We start from the raw sequence: 23,474 nt of genomic DNA on the forward strand, positions 1-23,474 counted from the left end.
GCCCTGAGGCTGCCCCTCCTTAAGATAGATCCATAGAGATAATTTCAATTGATTGAGGTGAACTCCTATGTCCGAAATTAACCGTGAAGAGACTTTACGCTCTCTGCTGCCCTACAGCGCCACCAGCTTATTCAAAAATCCATCCATCCAGAGTCTCTTCCAAAAGATGTCTTCGGATGAATATGTCCTGATGTGGCTCTTCTCCAAATATACCAAGGACACCGGCAACGAAAAGATCTACTTGAAAAACATCGCCAAGCGGCTGAACCTGCCTATGCACAAAGTCTCCAAAATCGTAAGAAGACTGCAGGAAAAAGACTTCGTTCGGTGGACCCATGACGGAATCGGAGAGGAAGGCACCTACATCCAACTGACCGATACCTCCATCACCTCTGCCCAGGAACAGAAACAGCTCCTGTGGCAGTATGACCAGCGGGTGGTGGAAGCTTACGGCGAGGAGGCCTTTATCCATCTGCTGGGAGAGATCTCCCGCCTGGAAGAAATCATGCGCATCGAAGCCGAGAAAGTGGGTGAATCCATTGAGCATTCAGAACCTTGAAGCCTATTCCGCTGCTCAGAAGCAGCTCTGCGTGCAAAACGACACCATTCCCGATTCCCTGTTTCAGGAATACGGCGTGAACCGTGGTCTCCGAGACGTAAACGGCACAGGCGTGCTCACCGGCCTGACCAAAATTTCCAAAATCGTCTCCTTCAAGACCATCAACGGAAAGCGCGGTCCCTGCGAGGGCGAGCTCTGGTACCGGGGCTATAACATCAAAGACCTGATCCACTCTCTGGGCCCCCAGGAATTCGGTTTTGAACGCATCGCCTACCTGCTCATCTTTGGCCAGATGCCCACCGCAGAACAGTTGGAGGAGTTCTCCGCCATTCTCAGCAACTGCCGTACCCTGCCCACCAACTTCACCCGGGACGTCATCATGAAGGCCCCCTCCAAGGATATCATGAACTCCATGACCCGAAGCGTCCTGACCCTGGCCAGCTACGACAGCCAGGTATCCGGCGGTCTGGAGAACAGCATCCGGCAATGTATCCGGCTGGTTTCCGAGTTCCCCATGCTGGCTGTGTACGGCTACCACGCCTACAACCACTATGAAAACAACAGCAGTATGTACATCCACCGGCCGGACCCCGCCCTCTCTACGGCAGAGAACCTGCTGCAAATGCTGCGGACCGACCAGACGTACACCGCCATGGAGGCAAAGGCCCTGGATATCGCCCTGATCCTCCACATGGAGCACGGCGGCGGCAACAACTCTACCTTTACCACCCGTGTGGTCACCTCCTCCGGCTCCGACACCTACTCCACCATCGCAGCTGCCCTTTCCTCCCTGAAAGGCCCCCGTCACGGCGGTGCAAACATCAAGGTCATTGAAATGATCCAGGATATCAAGGCCCATCTGAACGACTGGACCGACCGGGAAGAAGTGGCTGCTTACCTGCGGAAAATCCTCAACAAAGAAGCCTTCGACCACAGTGGTCTGATCTATGGTATGGGTCACGCGGTCTACTCCATCTCCGACCCCAGAGAACAGATCCTCAAGTCCTTCGTTCTGCCTTTGGCAGAGGCCAAAGGCCGTCACCAGGATCTGGCCCTCTACCGCAACATCGAGGAGCTGGCACCCCAGCTGATCTCCGAGTCCAGACCCATCTACAAGGGCGTGAGCCCCAACATCGACTTCTACAGCGGCTTCCTCTATGACCTCCTGGATATCCCCATGGAGCTCTACACGCCCCTCTTTGCCATCGCCCGTATCGTTGGCTGGAGCGCCCATCGAATCGAAGAATTGGTGGGCATGAATAAGATCATCCGCCCCGCTTACATGAGTGTCATGAAGGAAATTCACGACCCCGCTCTTTAAATCCTATCCATAACAAAAAACCTGGCAGTTCACCAATCAATGAACTGCCAGGTTTTTTCTGTTTCTTTTTCCTCGCTCTAAGCTTTGGCTTCCTCCTCCGGGAAGGTCACCAAGCTGTTTTTGACCCACTTGCCGCTTCGATAATACAGGAAGATCAGGAAGCTGCACAGGATCCATCCCACAGGATACCCCAGCGCAACCGGCACCAGCGCGCCAGTCAGCCGATACACCGTAAACAGGTAGATCTGACGGAACACCACAAAGGAGCAGAGCATCAGCACCATTGGCATCTTGGCGTCTCCCGCTCCCCGCAGCGCCCCGGCATAGACCTGGTTATAGGCACAGATCAAATAGAAGGGCGAGATCATGCGCACAAAGAACACGCCATATCTCAGCACTTCCGGCTCCTGATTAAACAAACCGCACAGAGGCCGGGCAAACACAAGCAGGGGGACCAACAGGATGCCTGTCACCACCAGCGTCATCAGCAGGGCACACCGGGTCCCCTTCTTGGCCCGCTCCCAGTTCCCTGCCCCCACGTTCTGGCCCACAAACGTGGTGGCTGCCACAGAGAGGGTCATCATAGGGATGAGCGCAAAGGCATCCATCTTATTGTATGCTGCCCAGCCTGCCATGCAGGAAGAGTCAAACCGGTTCACATAAGACTGGACAAATACATTGGAAAAGGAGGTGATCGCCATCTGCAGCGCAGAGGGGACCCCTACAATAAACATGTTCCGCAGGATCCTTCTCCGCATCCGCATCCCCTTCCAGAGGATATGGTAGCATTGCTGGGACCGGGTCAAAACGACCAGGACCAGAATGGCCGAGATCACCTGGGCGATCACAGTGGCGATGGCCGCACCGGCGATGCCCCACTGGAAGACCGCCACAAACAGCAGATCCAGCACCGTATTGAGCCCTGCGGAAAAAATCAGAAAATAGAGCGGACGTCTGGAGTCTCCAATGGCCCGCAGCACCCCGGAACCCCAGTTATAGATCATGAGTCCAGCCACACCGGCAAAATAGATCCCAAGGTACTGGGACGCTTCCCCAAACACATCGGAGGGAGTCGCCATAAGCCGGAGCATAAAGGGGACCATTGCCACCCCTGCCACCGTAAAGGCCACACAGAGAATAAGCAGCAGCATCAAGCTGGTCTGGACCGCTTCCTCTACGCGCTTCTCCTCTCTGGCGCCGTATAGCTGGGAAATCACCACGCCAATGCCAGCCGACAACCCCAAAAAAGACCCAATCAATGTGTTAATGATCGGGTTGACGGTTCCCACCGCAGCCAGTGCAGCCTTGCCTACAAAATTTCCCACGACAATGCTGTCCACCGTGTTGTAACACTGCTGAAAAAAATTCCCCGCCAATAAGGGAAGGGAAAACAGCAGCAGTTGTCGGAAAATATTGCCTTCCGTCATGGGAAGTTCTTTCTTTTGCGCAACCATAGCCATTGTACACACCCTCTCTCCAACGCTTCACAAACCTGACATTCCCTAAAACCCGGACAAAAAATGCCATGGCGCTCCCGGCATTCCACGGCATCTTCCTTTCCTCCGGTCCGCATCTCCCTGCGACACCGCATACGGTTCCTGCCTCTCGCGACGGCGCACGAAACACAACAATCGTCAAAAAACGGAAAGATTCTTTACAAATAGTATACGCCCCTTTCTCTCTAAAGTAAAGTCTCCCCCGCCCTCTCCCTCATAGACAAATCAAGGAAACTGTAGGTTTTATCCCGCCGCCCTCTCCCTTCTCTTCCCCCATCTTTCCCATCCTCCCTTTTTTTGCTATAATAACAACCAGTAGCATCGACCTTCTGTAACATGATTTTGACTAACTCCCCCCCAAGTGAGGTAATCATATGAAAAAACTCGTCATCGGGATCCTCGCCCACGTGGACGCAGGAAAAACCACCCTCTCGGAAGCCCTCCTTTACGCTGCCGGCACCATCAAAAAGCTGGGACGGGTGGATCACCGGGATTCTTTCCTGGATACCCACGATCTGGAGCGGGCCAGGGGAATTACCATCTTCTCCAAACAGGCCCGCCTGGAAACCCCGGACCTTTCCATTACCCTTTTGGACACCCCGGGCCACGTGGATTTCTCCGCCGAAATGGAACGGACTCTTCAAGTCCTGGACTACGCCATCCTGGTGATCAGCGGCACCGACGGCGTGCAGGCCCACACAGAAACCCTCTGGCGGCTGCTCCGGCGCAACCACATCCCCACCTTTCTCTTTATCACCAAAATGGACTTGCCCTCTTCCGGACAGGATGCGCTCATGGAGCAGCTGCGGCGGCACCTGGACGAAGGATGCATCAACTTCTCCCAGAAGGGGCAGGATTGGGAAGAGTCCATCGCCCTGCGGGACGAAACCATCCTGGAGCGCTACCTGGACAGCGGCTCCCTTTCCCTGCCGGATATTTCCGGCCTGATCCGCCTGGGAAAGGTCTTTCCCTGCTTCTTCGGCGCCGCCCTCCGTATGGAAGGAGTAGAGGAATTTCTAAACGGACTCAACCGTTACACGGAAGCACCGGTCTATCCTGACACCTTCGGCGCCCGTGTCTTTAAAATCGCCCGGGACCCCCAGGGCGCTCGTCTCACCTATCTGAAACTCACAGGGGGCGCTCTGTCTGTCCGCACCCCGGTGTCCTATCTCCCTCTCCACGGAGAGGAACCGATGGAAGAAAAGGTCACACAGATCAGGCGCTACTCCGGGGCCAAGTTTGAAACGGCAGAGACCCTGTCCGCAGGGGATGTATGCGCCGTTTTGGGGCTCACCCAAACCTATCCCGGGCAAGGGCTGGGGGGAGAAACCCACGCCTCCCCTCCCCTTCTGGAACCGGTGCTCACCTACCGTCTGGTGCTTCCGCCCCAATGTGACCCCCAAGTGATGCTCCCCAAGCTCCGCCTGCTGGAAGAGGAAGACCCTCAGCTCCACATCGTCTGGGAGGAACGGCTCCAGGAGATCCACGCCCGCCTTATGGGACAGGTACAGATCGAGGTGCTCAAGAGCATCATCGCACAGCGCTTCGACGTGGATATCCAGGTGGACTCCGGGCACATCCTCTACAAGGAAACCATCGAGGAACCCGTGGAAGGCGTGGGCCATTTCGAGCCCCTTCGCCACTACGCAGAAGTCCATCTCTTGCTGGAACCCCTGGAACAGGGGGCCGGTCTGGTCTTTGACACCCGATGCAGCGAGGACCTGCTGGACCGGAACTGGCAGCGTCTCATCCTCACACACCTGGAAGAGAAAACCCATCTGGGCGTCCTGACCGGGTCCCCCATCACCGATCTGCGCATCACCCTCATGTCCGGGCGGGCCCATCTGAAACACACGGAAGGCGGTGACTTCCGGCAGGCTACCTATCGCGGTCTCCGCCAGGGACTCATGAGAGCAAAGAGCATCCTTCTGGAGCCCTGGTATGAATTTAAACTGGAGCTGCCCGCAGAACAGCTGGGTCGGGCCATCAGCGACCTGCAAACCATGTCCGCCACCTTCTCCTCCCCGGAGAGCGATGGGGCCTGGGCCGTTCTCACAGGCACCGCACCTGTGGCAGCTATGAAAGACTATCCTCTGGAAGTGGCTGCCTACACCAGAGGACGAGGCCACTTCTTCTGTTCCTACCATGGCTACGCTCCCTGCCACAACGCCAAGCAGGTGATCGCTGACATGGGGTACGAACCGGAACGGGACCTGGACAACACCCCCGACTCGGTGTTCTGCGCCCACGGTGGTGGGTTCACGGTCAAATGGAACCAGGTAGAAGAATACATGCACCTGGAAAGCTGTCTGAAACCCCAGCGGGAAGAAGAGAACACACCGCCGCCCCGGGTTTTTACACGGAACCTGAACATCGACGAGAAGGAGCTGGAAGCCATTTTTGAGCGGGAATTCGGTCCTATCAAGCACCGGGAATACCAGTTCCTCCAGCAGCGGGAGTCCAGCACCCCAAAGCGGACCATCGCTCCACCCAAACAGCAGTACCTCATCGTGGACGGCTACAACATGATCTTCGCCTGGGATGAGCTCAAGGACCTGGCCCGAGAAAATCTGGACGCCGCCCGGCAGCGGCTGATGGATATTTTAAGCAACTACTGCGGCTACAAACAGTGCCGCCTGGTTCTGGTATTCGACGGGTACAAGGTAAAAGGCGGCCAGGGCAGCCGGTTTGACTACCATCATATCCAGGTGGTCTACACCAAGCAGGACGAAACCGGCGACATGTTCATCGAGCGACTGGTATCCGACATCGGGAAAAACTACGCCGTTCGCGTGGCTACCTCCGACAGTCTCATCCAGCTCTCCGCTCTCCGAGCGGGCGTTCTGCGGATCTCTGCTGCCGAACTGTGGCGTGAGGTAGAATGGGTTGGGAAGCAAATCGACCAGGTGATCCACCAGCTGAACCAAAAGGGGACCCTGTCGGAAAAATCATGATCTTCGGTTTTGACCAATCCCATGGAGAGGAGGAATCTGTTTGAATATCGCTCTCGTCACTGGGGCCTCCAGTGGTCTTGGACGGGCTTTTGTGGAAAAACTCAGCACTGACCCTTCGGTCGAAGAGATCTGGGCCGTAGCACGCAGGGAAGATAGGCTGCACCAACTGGCGCAGCACACCAGCTGTCCCGTCCGGCCCATTCCTCTGGACCTCACCTGTCCAGCCTCACTGGATACCCTGCGCACCCTGCTGGAACAGGAGACCCCCACCCTGTCCGTCCTGGTCTGCTCTGCCGGGGTGGGAACCATGGGCCCCATCCGGGACCTCTCCTGTGAGGATGCCGCCCGTATGATCGACCTGAACTGTAAAGCCGCTGTGGCGGTCACCTCCCTCTGCCTCCCCTATCTCCGCCGGGGCAGCCGGGTTTTGGAAATCTGCTCCACTGCCGCCTTTCAGCCCCTCCCTGGCCTGGGGGTCTATGCCGCCACCAAAGCCTTTCTTCAAAGCTATACCAAAACTCTCCATCATGAGCTGCTCCCTGCTGGTATCCATGTCACCGCAGTCTGCCCCTACTGGATCAAAGACACGGAGTTCATTCCTCTGGCCCAGCAAGGAAAGAAAAGCGACTTTAAACACTTCCCTTTGGCCTCCCGGGCCCGCTCTGTTGTCACCCTTTCTCTGTGGGCCAGCCGTTGGAATCTCTGGGTGGTGACCCCAGGCATCGTCTGCACCCTTCACCGCATCGGCGCAAAATGCATCCCCCATGGTCTGATGGTTCCTGTCACGGAACTGATCCGACGGATATAATAAGGACGTTCTCCCTCCCGGGGAGAACGTCCTTTCTTCTTATTTCAGTCCAGCAGGTTACGACCTGCCAGCTTTGACACCATATTCTGGGACCCCATGACCCACAAAACATCTCCTGTCCGCAAGGTGATGTTGGGGTCTGGATTGGGAATGGGCAGCAAATCCCGTTCCAGCCCAAAGAGGAAGGCGCCCCATTCCTCCTTAATCTTACTGTCACGGATCCGCTTACCCTGCTGGGGCATTCCCTTCCCCATGCGAACCCCATAGCACAAAAGCTGTTTGGACTCCGCCACTGTTTCCTGATGGTCGATGTATTCCTTCAGGGTGACCAGCTCAGCGGATCTCTCCGGCAGCAGGCCCTTGGGCCTCTGTTTCATCGCAAAGTTTTCCACCGCCCGTTTGCTCCCCATAATGGTCAGACGGTCCCCTTTCCGCAGCCTGGTATGGCCCTCCGGAATGTTCATGTGCTCTCTTCCCCGGAGGATCTTGATCACCTTAATATGGTCCACCTGGCCCCAGTTCTGCTGGCGCAGGCTGCGTCCCTCCTCCTGGTATGCCTCACTGCATACCAGGGTGATCACGTAGAGCTGCTCCTTTAACCAGTGGTGCATCTCTGCTTCCTTGTTCCCCTCTTCCTGGCAGAACTGCTCCACCAGACGCCGCTCGTTATAGTTGGCCAGAAACCGGGCCTCCACCTCCAGGTAGCGCCCGGCCAGCAGCCGGGATCGGGTGGCCACCCAGATGACCGGCATAGCCCCCAGCGCCAGCCAGAGAGGATTGACCTGGAAAATCAGGAAGGCCGGGGCCACCAGAAGAAGCACCGCCACCCCCACACGGAACAGCAGCAGCAAAACCAGCGGCGGACGGTTGGACCGCTTTTCCAGCCAGAGGGCGGTAAAATGCCGTTTCTTCACCCGCAGCATCCCTGCCAGCAAAAAGGCCAGCAACACATAAATCACCGCGCAGGTGGTAAGGTCAGCCCAGAGGTCCCCCTGGTTGAGGAGCTCCCGCAGGAAGGGACGCATATGCCGCACACCCAGCAGGATGGTCCCCACGGACAGCACCCCGTAGAGGGCAATGCTCCGGAAGAAGCTCTTCAGGAAGAGAGGCCAGTCCTTATCCTCCCCGGGCTTTTCCAGTTTGCAGACGATGCAGTACCGCTCCAGCCGGTCCAGCCATCTCTCCGGCAGTTTCTCCTCCAGCCAGGGACCCACCATCCCCGCCAGTTTCAGCACAAAAGGAGTGGTGAAGGTGGTGAGCACCGACACCGCCACGATGACTGGGTAGAGGAATGGTCCCGTCACCGATAAGGATTGCCCCAAACCGGCAATAATAAAGGAGAATTCTCCCACCTGAGTCTGAGAGGCACCGGCCTTTAAAGAGACCTTTAATTCCTGCCCGGCCGCCAGACCACCCAGGGTCAGGAGCACCAGTTTGCCCACGATGGCCACCACCGAGAGCAGGAGGATCACCGGGAGGTACTGCCAGATCATAGCCGGCTGCACCATAAATCCCACGGACACAAAAAACACCGCACCAAACAGATGTTTGCAGGGGGTGACCAGATGCTCCACCCGCTCGGCATGAACGGTCCCAGCCAGCAGGGATCCGGCCAGGAACGCACCCAGTTCCGTAGATAAGCCGATCTCCGCCGCCAGCAGCGCCATAAGAAAGCAGAGGCCCAGGGAAAACACCAGCAAAACCTCGTCGTTCATCAGTCCCACCAGCTTTTTCATCATCGTGGGAACCAGATAGATCCCCAAAATCAGCCAAATGGCCAGGTAGAGCAGCAGCAAACCGATCTGTTCTGCCAGGGCCCATCCGCTGATGCTCTGGGACACGGCAATGGTGGACAGGATCACCATGGCAAAAATTGCAATGATATCCTCGATCACCAGGGTGCCCATGGCCAGAGAAGAAAACTTTTCCCCCTTCATCCCCATATCCTCGATATTTTTCATGGTGATCATGGTGGACGACATGGCCAGCATGACCCCAAGGAACACGCTGTTCATGGTGTCCCAGCCCAGAAGGATACCCAGGAAGAAGCCCACCACTCCCATGCCGGAAGCCTGGATCCCCGCAGAGAGGAAGCCGGACACCCCTACCTCCTCCATCTTATGGATGGAGAACTCCAGACCCAGGCCAAACATGAGGAAGATGACCCCGATATCTGACCAGACCTCAATGCCCTCCATATCATGAATGGTCGGGATGATATCTACCACCGGCCCCACCAGGAAGCCGGCCAGGATATAACCCAGCACCGAGGGGAGATTGACTTTTTTGCATAAAAGTGTTGTGATGGCTGCAAGCACCAGGATCGTCGCCAAGTCTGAGATCAAGGCAGGAATGGCATGCACGACAGGACCCCCTTTTTTGTCCGAATTCAGAACATTTTGTCTTTATTATAGGATGCTCTTCCCCCTTTTTCAATCATTTTCTTGTCGTCCCGTGCTCCTCCTATTTGACTTTCCCAGGTGGCTATGGTACTTTTTTAGTAGAACATTATCTTTTCCAGGAGGTCTGCTATGAACGGTTCCCTTCCTTCTCTCTGCCGGCAAATCCGGCAGGACATCCTGCATATGACCCACGCTGCTGGCTCCGGGCATCCCGGCGGTTCTCTGTCCGCCGTGGAGATCCTGGCCACCCTCTATTTCGACATTATGCACTTGGACCCCTCCCATCCCGAGGCGCCCGACCGGGACCGCTTCCTCCTCTCCAAGGGCCATGCCGCCCCCGCTTTATACAGCACCCTGGCACGCAGAGGATACTTTGACCCTGAGCTGCTTCTCACCCTTCGTCAGCTGGGTTCTCCCCTCCAGGGACACCCCCATATGTCCAGCCTCCCCGGCCTGGACTGTTCCTCCGGCTCTCTGGGACAGGGCCTTTCCATTGCCAACGGTCTTGCTCTGGCCGCCCGCCAAAAAGGACTCTCCTACCGCACCTATTGTCTCATGGGCGATGGCGAGGTACAGGAAGGTCAGGTCTGGGAAGCCGCCATGACCGCCGCCCACTTTGCTCTGGATAACGTGTGCGCCATCATCGACAACAACGGCGTCCAGCTGGACGGCCCCACAGGGGAGATCATGGGAGTAGAACCCCTGGCAGACAAGTTCCATGCCTTCGGCTGGAACGTGATCCAGGTGGACGGCCACAATCTGGACGCCCTCTCCCATGCCTTCCACCTGGCAGAAGAAGCCAAAGGCCGCCCCACCGTCCTCATCGCTCAATGCATCAAGGGCAAAGGGGTCTCCTTCATGGAGCACCAGGCGGCCTGGCACGGAAAAGCCCCCAATGCGTCAGAACTGGCCGCCGCGCTGGCGGAACTTGTATAAGGAGGCGCTGCCCTATGAAGCTGAATGATGTCAAACGAATCCCCCAAAGAGATGGCTATGGAGAAGGCTTGCTGGAACTCTGCCGTACCCGCACCGACGTGATCGTTCTGGACGCCGATGTGGCCGCCTCCACCCGCACCAACTGGGTCAAAGACCAGTTTCCTTCCCACTTCTACAATCTGGGTATCAGCGAGCAGGATATGGTAGGGACCGCAGCCGGTCTTGCTCTGGGCGGTCTCATCCCCTATGTCTCCACCTACGGCGTCTTTCTCTCCGGCCGCGCCTTTGACCAGATGCGCACCACCGTCTGCTACAATCATCTTAAAGTACGCTTTGGCGGCGCCCACGCCGGCATCTCCGTAGGGCCGGATGGCGCCACCCACCAGGCCCTGGAAGACCTGGCCCTCTCTCGGGTCCTCCCCAACATGACGGTCATCGCCCCCTGTGACAGCGTGGAAACCAAAAAGGCCGTGATCGCAGCAGCAGACCTGGACGGCCCTGTTTACTTCCGTTTCGGCCGAGAGGCCGTCCCTGTGGTCACCGACGACGCGCCACCCCCTTCACCATCGGGAAAGCCCGGCTGGTGCAGGAAGGCACCGACTGCGCAGTCTTTGCCTGCGGCGCAATGGTGTATGAGGCCATGGTCGCCGCCGAAATCCTCCGGGACCAGGGCATCTCTCTGCGTGTTCTGGACCTGCACACCTTGAAACCTATTGACGAAGAGGCCATCATCACCGCAGCCAGAGAATGCGGCGCCATCGTCACCGCAGAAGAACATCAGTTCAGCGCCGGGCTCTACAGCGCCGTGGCAGAAGTGGTGGTCCGGACCTGTCCCGTTCCCATGGAATCGGTCTCCGTGCAAAACACCTTCGGACAAAGCGGCCCTCCCGAAGCCCTGATGGAGAAATATGGCCTGAACGCCAACGGCATCTGTCAGGCGGTTCTTCGGGTCCTCGCCCGGAAATAACAAGGAGGTGTTCCATGCGTCTTCGCCGCCCCCTTCTTCTCCTCTTCTGTCTTGTTCTGGTCCTTCTGTCCGGTTGTTCCGGTGTCTCCAAGCTGGCCTCCCAGGTGGCTGTTTCCGCTCCTCCGGAGGATTACATCTCCCTGGATGACGGCTTCCGCTACACCAAGTCCACCCTTTCTCCCCAGGTGCAGTCCATCTACGACCAGATCCTCATGGGGATCAAGACCCACGAAGAAAAAATTACCGGTCTCTATCCTGACACGGATATGATCCAGACCGCTGTTCAGGCCATCGAACGGGACTATCCCGAGCTCTTCTGGTTCGCCGGCACCGGACAGATCGAGACCACCCTTTTGGGCGAGACCCCACTGGAGGCCACCTATCTGCCCAGCTATCTCATGGACAAACAGGAGCAGGACCGCTTGCAGCAGCAGGTTGACCACTGGACCGCAGCCTGTCTGGCCTCCATCCCCCAGAACACCCCCGACTATGAAAAGATCCTGGCGGTGTATGAGTACATCATCGAAAACACCGACTACCAGCCTGTGGAGCGCAACTCCATGATCAATGTTATGGTAAACGGCGCCGGGATGTGCGGCTGCTACGCCAAAACCACCCAGTACCTGCTCAATCTGCTGGGCATCGACTGCGCTTATATCAGCGGAACAGCCAACGGAGAATCCCACGCCTGGAACCTGGTATGGGTGGACGGTACTCCCTGCTGGCTGGACACCACCTGGGGTGACCCGGTCTTTGAAGGGAGGACCGCCAACGATGGTCCCTCCTATGACTACTTCTGCATCACCACCAGCGACCTGCTGAGCACCCACACCATCGACAGCACGGTGCCTGTCCCCTACTGTGGTGTGAACGGTTACAACTACTACCGCTACTACGACCTGTACTTTGAGACCTTCGACCGGGAGAAGCTGGTCTCCACCCTCAAGCGGGCCATCGCCACAAACGAACGTCAGGTCCACCTCCGTTTTGACAGGTCGGTGTATCCCACCGTCACCCACGCCCTCTTCTCCGAAGGGGAGATCTACTCCCTCTTCCAGCGGGCAGAAGCAGATCTCCAGATCCGCCTCTCCCTCAACCAGTCTATCTGGTACAGCAGAAACGACGCCATGGGGACCATCTCCATTACGATCCCCTACTGATCCCTCCAGACAAAAAAGAAGGATGACCGTACGGTCATCCTTCTTTTTTTGTCTCTTTGGGAGATTACTTATCCATCTTGGGCAGACCGGCCAGCCCCTGGGCCAGTTCCTCGTCGGTGGGGACATAGTCCCACATGGTCTTGTCGTTAAACTTCTCGTAAGCCACCATGTCAAAGTAGCCGGTGCCGGTGAGACCAAAGACGATGGTCTTCTCTTCCCCGGTCTCTCTGCACTTCACCGCCTCATCAATGGCCACACGGATGGCATGGCTGGACTCCGGGGCAGGCAGAATGCCTTCCACACGGGCGAAATACTGCGCAGCCTCAAAGATCTTCGTCTGCTCCACGCTGGTGGCTTCAATGATGCCATCGTGGTACAGCTGGCTCACCACGCTGTTCATGCCGTGGTACCGCAGACCGCCGGCATGGTTGCCGGAGGGAATAAAGCCGCTGCCCAGGGTATACATCTTGCACAGGGGGCAGACCTTGCCTGTGTCACAGTAGTCATATGCAAACTGGCCCCGGGTCAAGCTGGGGCAGGAGGCAGGCTCCACCGCAATGATGCGATAATCTGCCTCACCACGGAGCATCTCACCGGCAAAGGGTGCGATCAGGCCGCCCAGGTTGGAGCCGCCACCGGCGCAGCCGATGATGATATCCGCCTTGATTCCATACTGATCCATGGCTGCTTTGGTCTCCAAACCAATGACGCTCTGATGGAGCAGCACCTGATTGAGCACGGAACCCAGCACATAACGATAGCCCTCCCGGCCCGTGGCCACCTCGACCGCCTCAGAAATGGCGCAGCCCAGAGAGCCTGTAGTGCCCGGGAACTCCTGCAGGATCTTCCGACCCATGGCCGTGGTCTCAGAGGGAGAGGGGGTGACAGAGGCCCCGTAGGTCCGCATGACCTCCCGGCGGAAGGGTTTCTGCTGGTAGCTGACCTTTACCATGTACACCTGGCACTCCAGGCCGAAATAGGAGCAGGCCATGGCCAGGGCGGTGCCCCACTGACCGGCGCCGGTCTCTGTGGTCACGCCCTTGAGTCCCTGCTGCTTGGCGTAGTAGGCCTGGGCAATGGCAGAGTTCAGCTTATGGCTTCCGGAGGTATTGTTGCCTTCAAACTTATAGTAGATCTTTGCAGGGGTCTGCAGCTTTTCTTCCAGACAGTAAGCCCGCACCAGAGGAGAGGGGCGATACATCTTATAGAAAGACTGGATCTCCTGGGGGATCGCAATGTACGGATTGGTGTCGTCCAACTCCTGCTTCACCAGTTCAGTGCAGAATACCTTTTCCAGCTCTTCTGCTGTCATGGGCGCAAAGGTATGGGGATTCAGCAGCGGAGCCGGCTTATTCTTCATATCTGCCCGGACATTATACCATGCCTTGGGCATATCCTTTTCATCCAGATAAATTTTATAAGGGATCTCTCTCTGTTCTGCCATGCTCTTTCAGGCTCCTTTCCATTACAAAAAACGCTTCTGTCCCTTGCTTTGTTTGCAGGGACAGAAGCGTACTTAGCTTCTGCGGTGCCACCCGGCTTGACGCATTCTGCGCCCACTCAACGCACTCTTGCAGCAAGTGCCGACATATGGTAACGGTATGTCCTCCGTCTCCCCTACTGGAATCCCTCGTTCGGTTCGCCCTCTCGGGACCATTCCACAAAGAGGACCTTTACCGCACTTTCACCAACTGCGGCTCGCTTTCAAAGGACATTCCTGTGTACTCTTCCCGGTCTTCGGTTTATGGGTTGACTATATCATGCTTTCTCATGGCTGTCAAGTTGATTTTTCCCGGGCTCACTCCCAGGTGCAGAGATAGGTCCATGCGATCTGGTCCCCCTCTTCCACCTTCTGTTCGCTGCACCCTACCATGATGCTTTCCCCATTGACCGTGTACGTCCAGCCGGCCATATCCGTGGCATCTCCTGCCCGCAGGCCGCCGATGCCCACCACATAGGCCGGAGAACCGGAAACTTCTACCGACAGCTTCTGCTGCTGACCGACCAGCTGCAAAACATCCAGCAGGGAGCTTCCTTCCGGAACCTCCAGCTCGGTCTTCGGCAGGAAAATCCCTTTTTTCGGGATGGCAGCTGCCGTCTCCGGTTTGAGCTCATCCATATAGTCCAGTACCTGCGGACAGGTGATCTCCATGGTACACGAAACCATGGGACCAGTATCGCTGCCCCCTGCCGGATGCACAGCGCTCTTTAACTTCGGCCAGAAGGGAATCAGCAAAAGGATCACCAGGAGGACCACGGCGATGGCAACATTGCGTTTTGAGTGATTCATGCTTTTTTCTCCATCTGCAGCACCGCCGTCTTGGCCGCAGCCTGCTCCGCTTCTTTCTTGCTCCGCCCTTCTCCGGTGCCGATCCGCGCGCCGTTGAGCAAGACTTCCATGGAAAAGATCTTGGCGTGATCCGGCCCGCTCTCTCCGATCAAGTGGTAGGCCAGCACCTGTCCGCTCTCCCGCTGGACCAGTTCCTGCAGGGCTGTTTTATAGTCCCGGCCTGCGGCTGTTTTCTCCCGCTCCTGGTTAAGGACCAGCGTATGGATCAGCTTCCGGACCTGGCCAATGCCGCCGTCCAGGTAAACGGCTGCCAGCATGGCTTCCACCGCATCCGCCTGGATGGAGGGCCGGGTGCGGCCGCCGCCGCTCTCCTCGCCCTTGCCCAGCTTTAAGTAGCTGCCCAGATCCAGCCCGTGGGCCACTTCCACCAGGCTGTTTTCGCACACCAGCGCAGCCCGGATCCGGGTCAGATCCCCTTCCGGCAGGTCCGGACGGGTGCGGTACAGATGGTCCGCCACCACCAGGCCAAGAATGGAATCCCCCAAAAACTCCAAGCGCTCATTGCTGGGCATCCCCTTCTCCCGGTGCTCATTGGCATAGGAACTATGGGTCAGCGCATTTTCCAATAAAGTACGGTCACGGAACGTATAGCCGATTTTCTCTTCCAGCGTATGCATCGTTTCCGCTCCTTTCAAACGGCGACCCCCGCCATGGGACGGGGGTCGCGTTCATTACAGTATTACATATCCAGCTTGCCCTGGAGGTAATGAACCAGATCGCCCACCGTCTTGATGGCAGCCAGATCCTCTTCGCTCATCTCTCCAATGTCAAATTCCTCTTCCAGGGCCATAGATAATTCCACAATATCCAGAGAGTCAACACCCAAATCTTCCTCAAAATTGGTGTCCATAGAGATATTGTTTTCCTCTACGCCTAACTGCTCTGCGATTAAACTTTTCAGTTTCTCTAAAATCATATCCATTTGCTCCTTTGTTGGAATCCTTTTCACTAAGAATGACTGTACTTAATATAGGGATAAATTGCTAACCTGTCAATAGGTAAATCGGAAAAATCACCCACCCATTCTGCCGGTGGGCAGACGCATATGCTCCACGTTGGCCGTGATGTCGCCTACGATATCCGACTGGGCCACCTGCATTGCCTGGCGAATGGCGTTATAAAACGCATAGCCGTTGGAAGAGCCATGGGCCTTAACCACCGGCTTGGAGATCCCCAGCATGGCGGTACCGCCCACCTCGTTGGGATCAAAGGTCTTTTTGAATTCTCCCAGGCTCTTCTTCATCATGAGCGCTGCCAGCTTGGTCTTTGCGCTCTCCATGAACATCCCTTTCAGCATACGGCTGAAGAGCAGGGCGCTGCCCTCTACGGTCTTGAGGAAGATGTTCCCTGTGTAGCCGTCGGTCACCAGTACATCCACACCCTGGCTGATGGCCTCCCGGCCCTCAATGTTGCCAACGAAATGGATCCGGCCCTCCTGGTCCGCCTTCGTCAGCAGCGCATGCGTCGCCTTCTGGAGCTCCATGCCCTTGCTGGGCTCTGCGCCGATGTTCAGCAGCGCCACCTTCGGCTCCTCTCTGCCCAGGAACCGCTTGGCATAGTAAGAACCCATAAAGGCAAACTGCAGGAGATACTCCGGGGTACACTCCGCTGTGGCGCCGCAGTCGATGAGCACCATGCTCCCCGCTGCCGTGGGCACCACAGGGGCCAGGGCAGCCCGGCGAATCCCCCGGATCCGCTTAATAAGGAGCGTGGCTGCCGAGAGCAGGGCGCCGGTGCTGCCCGCAGAGACAAAGGCCTCGCCATTGCCCTCCTTCAAAAGGTTCAGACCCACTGTCATGGAAGAATCCTTCTTCTCCTTAAATGCCCGGGCAGGGTTGTCCTCCATCTCGATCACTTCGCTGGCATGGGCGATCTCCACCCCTTTGGGCAGCGTCTTGTGGCCCAGCTGCTCAATGCAGCGCAGCACTTCCTCTGCCCGGCCGGTCAGAATCACTTCCACACCCAGTTCCTGGACAGCTTTCAACGCCCCCTCCACAGGGGCCATGGGAGCGTGATCCCCTCCCATTGCATCCACAATGATCTTCATCGGTTCGCCTTCTTTCTTCTCTATGGCTCTTTATCTGTCCGCATCCAGCGGAAGCGCCGAAAGCGCCTCCAGCGCCCGGCGGGACAGCTCTGCGTTCTTGTTCCGCTTTCCCTTGACCCGGTAGCCCAGGGGCGGCATAATGCCGAAATTGACGTTCATGGGCTGGAAATGGCTGACCGTATCATTGCTTACATACAGCGCCAGCGCCCCAATCGCCGTCTCCTGCGGAAAGTCCACCGGCGGTTTTCCCTGGAGGCGGTTGGCCAGCTCAATGGCAGCCAGGCACCCGGAGGCAGTGGACTCCACATACCCTTCTACCCCGGTGATCTGCCCGGCAAAGACAATGCGGGGTTCACTGCGCACCCGGTAATACCGGTCCAGCATCCGGGGAGAGTCCAAATAGGTGTTCCGGTGCATGACACCGTACCGGACAAACTCTGCCTCCCGCAGAGCGGGGATCATGGAAAACACCCGCTTCTGCTCCGGGAAGGTCAAGTGGGTCTGAAAGCCCACCAGATTGTAAATGCTGCCCTGCGCATTGTCCCGGCGCAGCTGTACCACTGCATAGGGCTCCTTCCCGGTTTTGGGGTCCCGCAGGCCTCTTGGCTTCAGGGGACCATAGCAAAGGGTCTGCTCCCCCCGCCGGGCCATGACCTCCACCGGCATACATCCTTCAAACACATTCTTATCCTCAAACCCATGCACCGGCGCTTCCTTTGCCGCACAGAGTTCCTTCCAAAAGGCAAGGTACTCCTCCTGGGTCATGGGGCAGTTAATATAGTCCGGCGCTCCCTTATCATAGCGGGAAGCAAAAAATGCGCTGTCCATATCCACGCTCTCAAAGGTCACCAGAGGAGCCGCCGCATCATAAAAATGGAGGTAGCTTCCCGTGGGGAAGCGCTGGGCAATATCCTCTGCCAGGGCGTCCGAGGTCAGCGGTCCGGTGGCCACAATGACCTCTCCCTCCTCCGGAATGGCGCCCACTTCTCCCTCTTCCACTGTGATGAGGGGATGAGTTCGGATGGCGTCGGTCACGGCCTGAGCAAATCCCATCCGGTCCACCGCCAAAGCGCCCCCTGCCGCCACCCGATGGGTGTCGGCACACCGGAGGATCAGAGAGTCCAAACGGCGCAGCTCCTCCTTCAGCAGACCCACTGCATTTTCCAGCTGGTCTGACCGCAGGGAGTTGGAGCATACCAGTTCTCCAAACAGCGCCGTGTGGTGGGCCGGTGTCATCTTCCGGGGTTTCATCTCCCACAGCGTGACCGGAATGCCCCGGCTGGCCAGCTGCCAGGCGGCTTCACAGCCTGCCAGTCCTGCGCCGATCACTGTCACCCTTTTCTCCATCATGCGTTCTCCTCCGGGGATTCTTCTTCGGCTTTCTTTGCCGCTGTGGTCTTTTTGGTCGTCTTCTTTGGCGGTCTTTTTCGTGGCAGTCTTTTTGGCAGTGGTCTTCTTGGCCTTCTTCTCGGTCTTCTCCTCTGCCTCCCCTTCCTTCTTGGTATCCGCTGCCTGGGCCTCGGACTCGCCGGCCTCAGTGGTCTTGGCTTTCTTTCGGTAGCCGCCCCGCTTTTCCTCGGGGACAAAAGCCGGGCAGGCCTCGTTGATGCAGAAGGCCTTCTTAAAGCCACGGCCCGACTTCTTAAACATGGTCCAGCCACATTCCGGGCAATTATCTTTCACCGGGACGTCCCAGGTCATAAAGTCACAGGCCCGGCCCAGCTTATCGCCGTTGCGTTCACACCCGTAATAGGTATACCCGTTGCGGGAAGTCTTCTTCAAGAGGCGGCTGCCGCACTTGGGGCACTTACCCGGCATCTCGATCACCAACGGCTTGGTGAAGGTACACTCGGGAAAGCCCGGGCAGGCCAGGAACCGTCCAAACCGCCCAGACTTCACCACCATTTGGCGTCCGCAGAGGTCACACACTTCCTCGGACACCTCGTCCGGCACTTTGATCCGGGTACCATCCAAATCCTTTTCCGCCTGGGTCATCTCCTGGCTGAAATCCTGGTAGAAATCCTGAAGCACGGATTTCCAGTTTTCCTCGCCGCTCTCCACCTTATCCAGACGGTCTTCCATGGTAGCGGTAAAGTCATAATCCACAATGTCATGGAACTTATCCTTCATAAGCCCGGTCACCACTTCACCCAGAGGGGTGGTATGGAGGTACTTTCCATCCTTCACCACATACTCCCGGCTCATAATGGTGGTAATGGTGGGGGCATAGGTGGAGGGACGACCGATCCCCTTCTCCTCCAGGGCCCGGATGAGGGTGGCCTCTGTGTACCGGGTGGGGGGCTGGGTAAACTTCTGCTCCGGCTTGGTATCGGCGCAGCGGAGGATCTCTCCCTCCTGCAGGTTGGGCAGAGGAGACTGGAATTCTTCTCCGTCGTCGTCCCGCCCCTCCTCATAGACGGCCAGGAAGCCGGGGAACTTCACCTCGGAGTGGCTGGCCTTGAACAGGTATCCGGCGCTCTCCACCTCGATGCCTACACTGTCATACACCGCAGAGGCCATCTGACTGGCCAGGAAGCGGCTCCAAATCAATTTATACAGACGGAACTGCTCCGCAGTCAGATCCTTTTTGATGCTCTCCGGGGTCAGTTCCACGTTGGAAGGCCGGATGGCCTCGTGGGCATCCTGGGCTCCGGCCTTGGTCTTATACTGGCGGGGCGCCGCAGGTAAATACTGCTGGCCATACCGGGCCCCTGCAAACCGACGGGCCGCCTCCGAAGCTTCCTCGGAGATCCGCAAAGAGTCGGTTCTCATATAGGTAATGAGACCCACGGTGCCCTCGTCATGGATGTCCACGCCTTCATACAGCTGCTGGGCAATGGACATGGTGCGCCGGGGGCTCATATTCAGCTTCCGGGAGGCCTCCTGCTGCAGCGTACTTGTGATGAAAGGAGGCGCAGGAGAGCGGTTCTTATCCTGCCGCTTGATGCCCCGCACGGTGAAGGGCGAGGATTTGATCGCCGTCAGCACCTGGTCCACCTGTTCCTGGGACTTCAGCCCCATTTTCTTCTCCCGTCCATAGAACTGGGTTTTGAAGCTGCCAATATTGGGGGCAATGCGATCCAGCATCACATCCAGGGTCCAGTATTCCTCCGGGACAAAGGAGCGGATCTCCTCCTCCCGCTCGGCCACCAGACGGGTAGCCACAGACTGCACCCGCCCGGCAGACAGTCCCCGGCGGATCTTTTTCCACAGCAGCGGAGACAGCTCGTAGCCCACGATTCGGTCCAAGATCCGGCGGGCCTGCTGAGCATCCACCAGGTTCTGGTCGATCTCACGGGGGGCAGCAATGCTCTCCGTGACCACCTTTTTCGTGATCTCGTTGAAGGTGACCCGGCTGGTTTTCTCCTGCGGCAGGTCCAGCAGTTCCTTCAGATGCCAGGAAATGGCCTCTCCTTCCCGGTCCGGGTCGGTGGCCAGGTACACTTTCTGGCTGGCGTCCGCTGCGTCCTTCAGCAGCGCAATGGTTTCTTCCTTCCCTTTGATGGGTTGGTAATCCGGTTCAAATCCATGCTCAATATCCACGCCCATTTTGCTCTTGGGCAGGTCCCGAACATGGCCCATGGAGGCCAGAACCTCATAGCTCGGCCCCAGATATTTTCCGATGGTCTTTGCCTTAGCCGGTGACTCAACGATCACCAGATTTGTTTTAGACACAGTATCCCTCCGAACATTCGGCTTATTTCTATGGTCACGCAGGGTCTGCCTGCCCTGCTCTTGTTTCCTATTTCAACGGATTCTGCCCCTTGAGCAGGATCTCTGTCCGAAAGCGCTTTCCGTTCTCCTCTTTCACCATCTGCCGGACCTGCAGCATGGTCAGAGCCGACAGGATGCGGCGGGCCGGAATGGAGGTCCGTTCCACCAGGTCATCCACCGTATACTGCAAGCCGCCCTGTAAGGACCAGAGGATGGCTGCTTCGTCGTCGGTCAACGCGCCGGGGTCCTGAGACAGGTCGATCACCAGTCCAGTTGGGGAGGGTGCAGGCTCTGCTTCCCCTGCCAGTTCCGGCTTTGCTTTCTTCTTCGGTCGGGACGCCAGGTGAGAAACGGTGTCTTTCAGCCGCACCCGGCTTCCTTCCTCCGTCAAAGGAACCCTTGGATGAATTTTCGCCGGGTAAAGATATTCGTATTCCTCCAGGATGTCCCAGGCGTCCTGGATCAGCTTCGCCTCACCCCGACGAATGAGACTGTTGGGACCCTTGCTCAATGGCGCATTGATGTTTCCCGGCACGGCATAGACATCCCGGTTCTGCTCCAATGCCCAGTGGGCCGTGATGAGAGAGCCGCTGCGTATGGTCCCTTCTACCACAACGACCCCCAAACTCAATCCGGCGATGAGCCGGTTTCGCACGGGGAAGTGTTCCCCCAAAGGGGGTGTGCCCGGCGGATACTCCGACACCAGAGCGCCGGCCGCGGCAATGTCAGCATACAGGTCCTGATTCCCTGTAGGGTAGACCACATCGATCCCGTTGCCCAGGACCGAGACCACCCTGCCCCCTGCCTGGAGCGCCCCTTTCAGCGCCGCAGAGTCGATCCCCCAGGCGCTGCCGCTGACAATGAGCGCACCCTGCCGGGCCAGGTCCATGGCCAGCCTTCCCGCCGTCATGACCCCATAAGGGCTGGCTTTTCGGGCGCCTACCATGGCGATCGCCGCCTCCTCATCCATCCGGGGAAGCTTCCCCTTCACATAGAGCACACAAGGGGGATGGTCCAGCTGACGAAGCCGCTCAGGATAGGCTGCGTCCTGCATGGTCAGCACCTGGATGTTCTGCTGCTCGCAGTCATGCAAAATGCGGTCAGCCTCATCCAGCCGCTTGTCCCGCAGCGCCTGACGGACCTTCAGCGGCAGGTCTGCCATGAGATCATATTCCTTTTCATCTGCAAAATAAGCCGCGCTGGGCGTGCCAAATTGCTCCAAAATACGGGCCGCATACATGCCCGGGCTGGGCCCTCGGGTGCTCAGCCATAGCCAGTGTCTGATCGCGCTCATACTCACCGACCTCTTTCCGGTCCGTTGGACCGCTTCTTATTGTACCCTTCCATATCCCATCTGCCAGAGCACCACAGCACCAGCCACCGCAGCATTCAGTGACTCGCACCTGGCCTCCATGGGGATCTTAATCGTCTTTTCACACCGGGAGAGGACCGCTTCCGACACGCCCTTTCCCTCGCTTCCAATGACCACTGCAGCCCGCGCCAGGGACAGAGATCGGATGTCCTCCGTGTCCTCTCGCAGAGCCGTGGCGAACAGGGGCAGCCCTTCCCGCTCCAGCAGGGCCTCCAGCCCAGGGAGATCGCTCTCCCACACAGGCAGGCGGAAGCAGGCCCCCATGGTAGCCCGCAGAGTCTTGGGGTTCCAGGGATCTGCGCTGCCTGGAAGAAGGATCATACCATCTGCGCCGAACGCATCTGCGGTGCGCCACAGCGTCCCGACATTGCCCGGGTCCTGGAGCCCATCCAGCACCAGATACCGGTCCCCTGCCAGGGTATCCGGCAGGCGGGAGACAGGCATCCGGCAGAGAAAGAGCACCCGCTGCGGGGTCTCCGTGGCTGCCAGGCTGCGGAAAAGGTCTTTGGGTACCTCCACCTGGCGGACTGTTGCCGGAACAGACGCCGTCTCTGCGGCTCCTTCCTCCCAGACAACAGTATCCAAATCCGCCCCCCAGCGCAGGGCCTCTGCCAGCATTTTGGGCCCTTCGCACACCATAAGACCGTCCCGCCGGCGATGCTTCCGATCGCTGACCAGCTTCCGGATCTGTACCATGAGCTGGTTGCTTTTGCTTGTAATCCGCTCCATCGTTACCCCATAATCAACCGCTCGTTGCTCTCATTCTTTCCCAGCGTAAAGACCAGATCCCCCGGGCGGAACCGGTAGCCGGGGTCCGGCACCGTCTGAAGGCCGCCGTCCGCACTCTGAATGGCAACGATATTCACCTTATACTTGGATCGAATGTCCAGTTCACGCAGGGTCTTGTTCTCCCAGCTGTCGGGGACCTGGATCTTTACGATCCCATACCGTTCCGAGAGTTCCACATAACTGAGGATCTCCCGCTTGTCCAGGGTGCGCGCCAGCCAGCGGCCGCTCTGCCGCTCCGGAAAGACCACTTTGTCCGCTCCAATGCGGAGCAGGAGCTCCTCGTGGCTGTGGTCCCGGGCCTTGCAGATGATGCGAGGAATGCCCAACTCTTTCAGGTTCAAGGTAATGAGCGCACTGTTGCCAATGTCATTGCCGAAGGCTACCACGCCGCAGTCGGCGTTTTTCACCCCCAGCGACCGCAGGACCTCCTGGTCCCGGCAGTCGGCAACCACAGCCTGGGTCACCTTGTCTGCCATGCGCTGCACCATGGCCTCATCTGTATCAATGGCCAGCACCTGATGGCCCAGGTCACTTAATTCCATGGCCACGGAAGAACCGAACCGCCCCAAGCCAATCACAACAAACATATTCATGATCTT

Annotated in this window: 19 protein-coding genes; 8 read left to right on the forward strand and 11 right to left on the reverse strand. The window is 57.8% G+C overall.

Features of this window, described 5'->3' with window-relative positions:
- The first annotated feature begins 67 nt into the window (after window positions 1-67).
- Together SOR61_RS07125 and SOR61_RS07130 are read left to right on the forward strand one after the other, a co-directional pair.
- Entirely contained in the window at window positions 68-559 is a 492-nt protein-coding gene (locus SOR61_RS07125; RefSeq protein WP_320611977.1) for a hypothetical protein, read from the forward strand.
- A complete protein-coding gene (locus SOR61_RS07130) occupies window positions 540-1,880 on the forward strand; it encodes a citrate/2-methylcitrate synthase (RefSeq protein WP_320611978.1) in 1,341 nt (446 codons plus the stop codon). The genes SOR61_RS07125 and SOR61_RS07130 overlap by 20 nt, the downstream gene beginning before the upstream one ends.
- A 77-nt stretch (window positions 1,881-1,957) precedes the next feature.
- Here the strand turns inward: SOR61_RS07130 and SOR61_RS07135 are convergent, their stop codons facing one another.
- On the reverse strand, window positions 1,958-3,307 hold the full coding sequence (locus SOR61_RS07135; RefSeq protein WP_320611979.1) for an MATE family efflux transporter: 1,350 nt from the start codon (window positions 3,305-3,307) through the stop codon (window positions 1,958-1,960).
- A 443-nt stretch (window positions 3,308-3,750) separates the two neighbouring features.
- Here SOR61_RS07135 and SOR61_RS07140 point away from each other — a divergent pair, with 443 nt between their 5' ends.
- Window positions 3,751-6,330 (forward strand): translation factor GTPase family protein, encoded by a 2,580-nt coding sequence (locus tag SOR61_RS07140; RefSeq protein ID WP_320611980.1) that lies wholly within the window; start codon window positions 3,751-3,753, stop codon window positions 6,328-6,330.
- Between the two features lie 40 nt (window positions 6,331-6,370).
- Window positions 6,371-7,138: an SDR family NAD(P)-dependent oxidoreductase gene (locus SOR61_RS07145; protein ID WP_320611981.1), complete on the forward strand. Its 768-nt coding sequence runs from the start codon at window positions 6,371-6,373 to the stop codon at window positions 7,136-7,138.
- A 44-nt stretch (window positions 7,139-7,182) separates the two neighbouring features.
- Here the strand turns inward: SOR61_RS07145 and SOR61_RS07150 are convergent, their stop codons facing one another.
- Window positions 7,183-9,501 (reverse strand): cation:proton antiporter, encoded by a 2,319-nt coding sequence (locus SOR61_RS07150; RefSeq protein WP_320611982.1) that lies wholly within the window; start codon window positions 9,499-9,501, stop codon window positions 7,183-7,185.
- A 168-nt stretch (window positions 9,502-9,669) separates the two neighbouring features.
- Between SOR61_RS07150 and SOR61_RS07155 the strand changes: the two genes are divergently transcribed.
- Genes SOR61_RS07155 through SOR61_RS07170 form a run of 4 tightly spaced genes read left to right on the forward strand, consistent with a single transcriptional unit; the run spans window position 9,670 to window position 12,603 of the window.
- Window positions 9,670-10,476 (forward strand): transketolase, encoded by an 807-nt coding sequence (locus SOR61_RS07155; protein ID WP_320611983.1) that lies wholly within the window; start codon window positions 9,670-9,672, stop codon window positions 10,474-10,476.
- A 14-nt stretch (window positions 10,477-10,490) separates the two neighbouring features.
- On the forward strand, window positions 10,491-11,183 hold the full coding sequence (locus SOR61_RS07160) for a hypothetical protein (protein WP_320611984.1): 693 nt from the start codon (window positions 10,491-10,493) through the stop codon (window positions 11,181-11,183).
- Window positions 11,102-11,443: a transketolase C-terminal domain-containing protein gene (locus SOR61_RS07165; RefSeq protein ID WP_320612003.1), complete on the forward strand. Its 342-nt coding sequence runs from the start codon at window positions 11,102-11,104 to the stop codon at window positions 11,441-11,443. Before SOR61_RS07160 ends, SOR61_RS07165 begins: the two co-directional genes overlap by 82 nt.
- 14 nt (window positions 11,444-11,457) lie before the next feature.
- Complete coding sequence (locus tag SOR61_RS07170; RefSeq protein ID WP_320611985.1) at window positions 11,458-12,603, forward strand: transglutaminase domain-containing protein; 1,146 nt, start codon at window positions 11,458-11,460, stop codon at window positions 12,601-12,603.
- Between the two features lie 64 nt (window positions 12,604-12,667).
- Here SOR61_RS07170 and SOR61_RS07175 read toward each other — a convergent pair whose 3' ends face one another.
- The 9 genes from SOR61_RS07175 to SOR61_RS07215 form a co-directional block, all read right to left on the reverse strand.
- Complete coding sequence (locus SOR61_RS07175) at window positions 12,668-14,047, reverse strand: TrpB-like pyridoxal phosphate-dependent enzyme (protein WP_320611986.1); 1,380 nt, start codon at window positions 14,045-14,047, stop codon at window positions 12,668-12,670.
- 354 nt (window positions 14,048-14,401) lie between these two features.
- Complete coding sequence (locus tag SOR61_RS07180) at window positions 14,402-14,893, reverse strand: DUF4430 domain-containing protein (RefSeq protein ID WP_320611987.1); 492 nt, start codon at window positions 14,891-14,893, stop codon at window positions 14,402-14,404.
- On the reverse strand, window positions 14,890-15,570 hold the full coding sequence (rnc, locus tag SOR61_RS07185) for a ribonuclease III (RefSeq protein ID WP_320611988.1): 681 nt from the start codon (window positions 15,568-15,570) through the stop codon (window positions 14,890-14,892). Before rnc ends, SOR61_RS07180 begins: the two co-directional genes overlap by 4 nt.
- Window positions 15,571-15,632: 62 nt before the next feature.
- Window positions 15,633-15,869: an acyl carrier protein gene (acpP, locus tag SOR61_RS07190; RefSeq protein WP_320611989.1), complete on the reverse strand. Its 237-nt coding sequence runs from the start codon at window positions 15,867-15,869 to the stop codon at window positions 15,633-15,635.
- A gap of 96 nt (window positions 15,870-15,965) precedes the next feature.
- Window positions 15,966-17,000, reverse strand: a complete 1,035-nt coding sequence (plsX, locus tag SOR61_RS07195) for a phosphate acyltransferase PlsX (RefSeq protein ID WP_320611990.1) — start codon at window positions 16,998-17,000, stop codon at window positions 15,966-15,968.
- Window positions 17,001-17,030: 30 nt separating this feature from the next.
- Window positions 17,031-20,675, reverse strand: a complete 3,645-nt coding sequence (gene topA / locus SOR61_RS07200) for a type I DNA topoisomerase (protein WP_320611991.1) — start codon at window positions 20,673-20,675, stop codon at window positions 17,031-17,033.
- Window positions 20,676-20,742: 67 nt separating this feature from the next.
- The gene (dprA, locus tag SOR61_RS07205; RefSeq protein WP_320611992.1) at window positions 20,743-22,008 is read right to left on the reverse strand and encodes a DNA-processing protein DprA; all 1,266 of its coding nucleotides are present in this window, start codon (window positions 22,006-22,008) and stop codon (window positions 20,743-20,745) included.
- Between the two features lie 36 nt (window positions 22,009-22,044).
- Complete coding sequence (locus tag SOR61_RS07210; RefSeq protein ID WP_320611993.1) at window positions 22,045-22,815, reverse strand: RNA methyltransferase; 771 nt, start codon at window positions 22,813-22,815, stop codon at window positions 22,045-22,047.
- Window positions 22,816-22,817: 2 nt separating this feature from the next.
- A complete protein-coding gene (locus tag SOR61_RS07215; RefSeq protein WP_320611994.1) occupies window positions 22,818-23,468 on the reverse strand; it encodes a TrkA family potassium uptake protein in 651 nt (216 codons plus the stop codon).
- Window positions 23,469-23,474 lie beyond the last annotated feature (6 nt).

Origin of the sequence: Evtepia sp. (assembly GCF_034090835.1) — a bacterium.
Taxonomy (GTDB): Bacteria; Bacillota; Clostridia; order Oscillospirales; family Oscillospiraceae; genus Evtepia.

What these genes read in the sequence shown, in the direction of transcription:
- SOR61_RS07140 (WP_320611980.1), top strand. Translation starts at nt 3,751, where the DNA reads ATGAAAAAACTCGTCATCGGGATCCTCGCCCACGTGGACGCAGGAAAA.
- SOR61_RS07155 (WP_320611983.1), top strand. Translation starts at nt 9,670, where the DNA reads ATGAACGGTTCCCTTCCTTCTCTCTGCCGGCAAATCCGGCAGGACATC.
- SOR61_RS07180 (WP_320611987.1), bottom strand. Translation starts at nt 14,893, where the DNA reads ATGAATCACTCAAAACGCAATGTTGCCATCGCCGTGGTCCTCCTGGTG.
- SOR61_RS07165 (WP_320612003.1), top strand. Translation starts at nt 11,102, where the DNA reads ATGGTGTATGAGGCCATGGTCGCCGCCGAAATCCTCCGGGACCAGGGC.
- SOR61_RS07125 (WP_320611977.1), top strand. Translation starts at nt 68, where the DNA reads ATGTCCGAAATTAACCGTGAAGAGACTTTACGCTCTCTGCTGCCCTAC.
- rnc (WP_320611988.1), bottom strand. Translation starts at nt 15,570, where the DNA reads ATGCATACGCTGGAAGAGAAAATCGGCTATACGTTCCGTGACCGTACT.
- SOR61_RS07210 (WP_320611993.1), bottom strand. Translation starts at nt 22,815, where the DNA reads ATGGAGCGGATTACAAGCAAAAGCAACCAGCTCATGGTACAGATCCGG.
- SOR61_RS07215 (WP_320611994.1), bottom strand. Translation starts at nt 23,468, where the DNA reads ATGAATATGTTTGTTGTGATTGGCTTGGGGCGGTTCGGTTCTTCCGTG.
- SOR61_RS07160 (WP_320611984.1), top strand. Translation starts at nt 10,491, where the DNA reads ATGAAGCTGAATGATGTCAAACGAATCCCCCAAAGAGATGGCTATGGA.
- SOR61_RS07175 (WP_320611986.1), bottom strand. Translation starts at nt 14,047, where the DNA reads ATGGCAGAACAGAGAGAGATCCCTTATAAAATTTATCTGGATGAAAAG.
- acpP (WP_320611989.1), bottom strand. Translation starts at nt 15,869, where the DNA reads ATGATTTTAGAGAAACTGAAAAGTTTAATCGCAGAGCAGTTAGGCGTA.
- plsX (WP_320611990.1), bottom strand. Translation starts at nt 17,000, where the DNA reads ATGAAGATCATTGTGGATGCAATGGGAGGGGATCACGCTCCCATGGCC.
- SOR61_RS07135 (WP_320611979.1), bottom strand. Translation starts at nt 3,307, where the DNA reads ATGACGGAAGGCAATATTTTCCGACAACTGCTGCTGTTTTCCCTTCCC.
- dprA (WP_320611992.1), bottom strand. Translation starts at nt 22,008, where the DNA reads ATGAGCGCGATCAGACACTGGCTATGGCTGAGCACCCGAGGGCCCAGC.
- SOR61_RS07170 (WP_320611985.1), top strand. Translation starts at nt 11,458, where the DNA reads ATGCGTCTTCGCCGCCCCCTTCTTCTCCTCTTCTGTCTTGTTCTGGTC.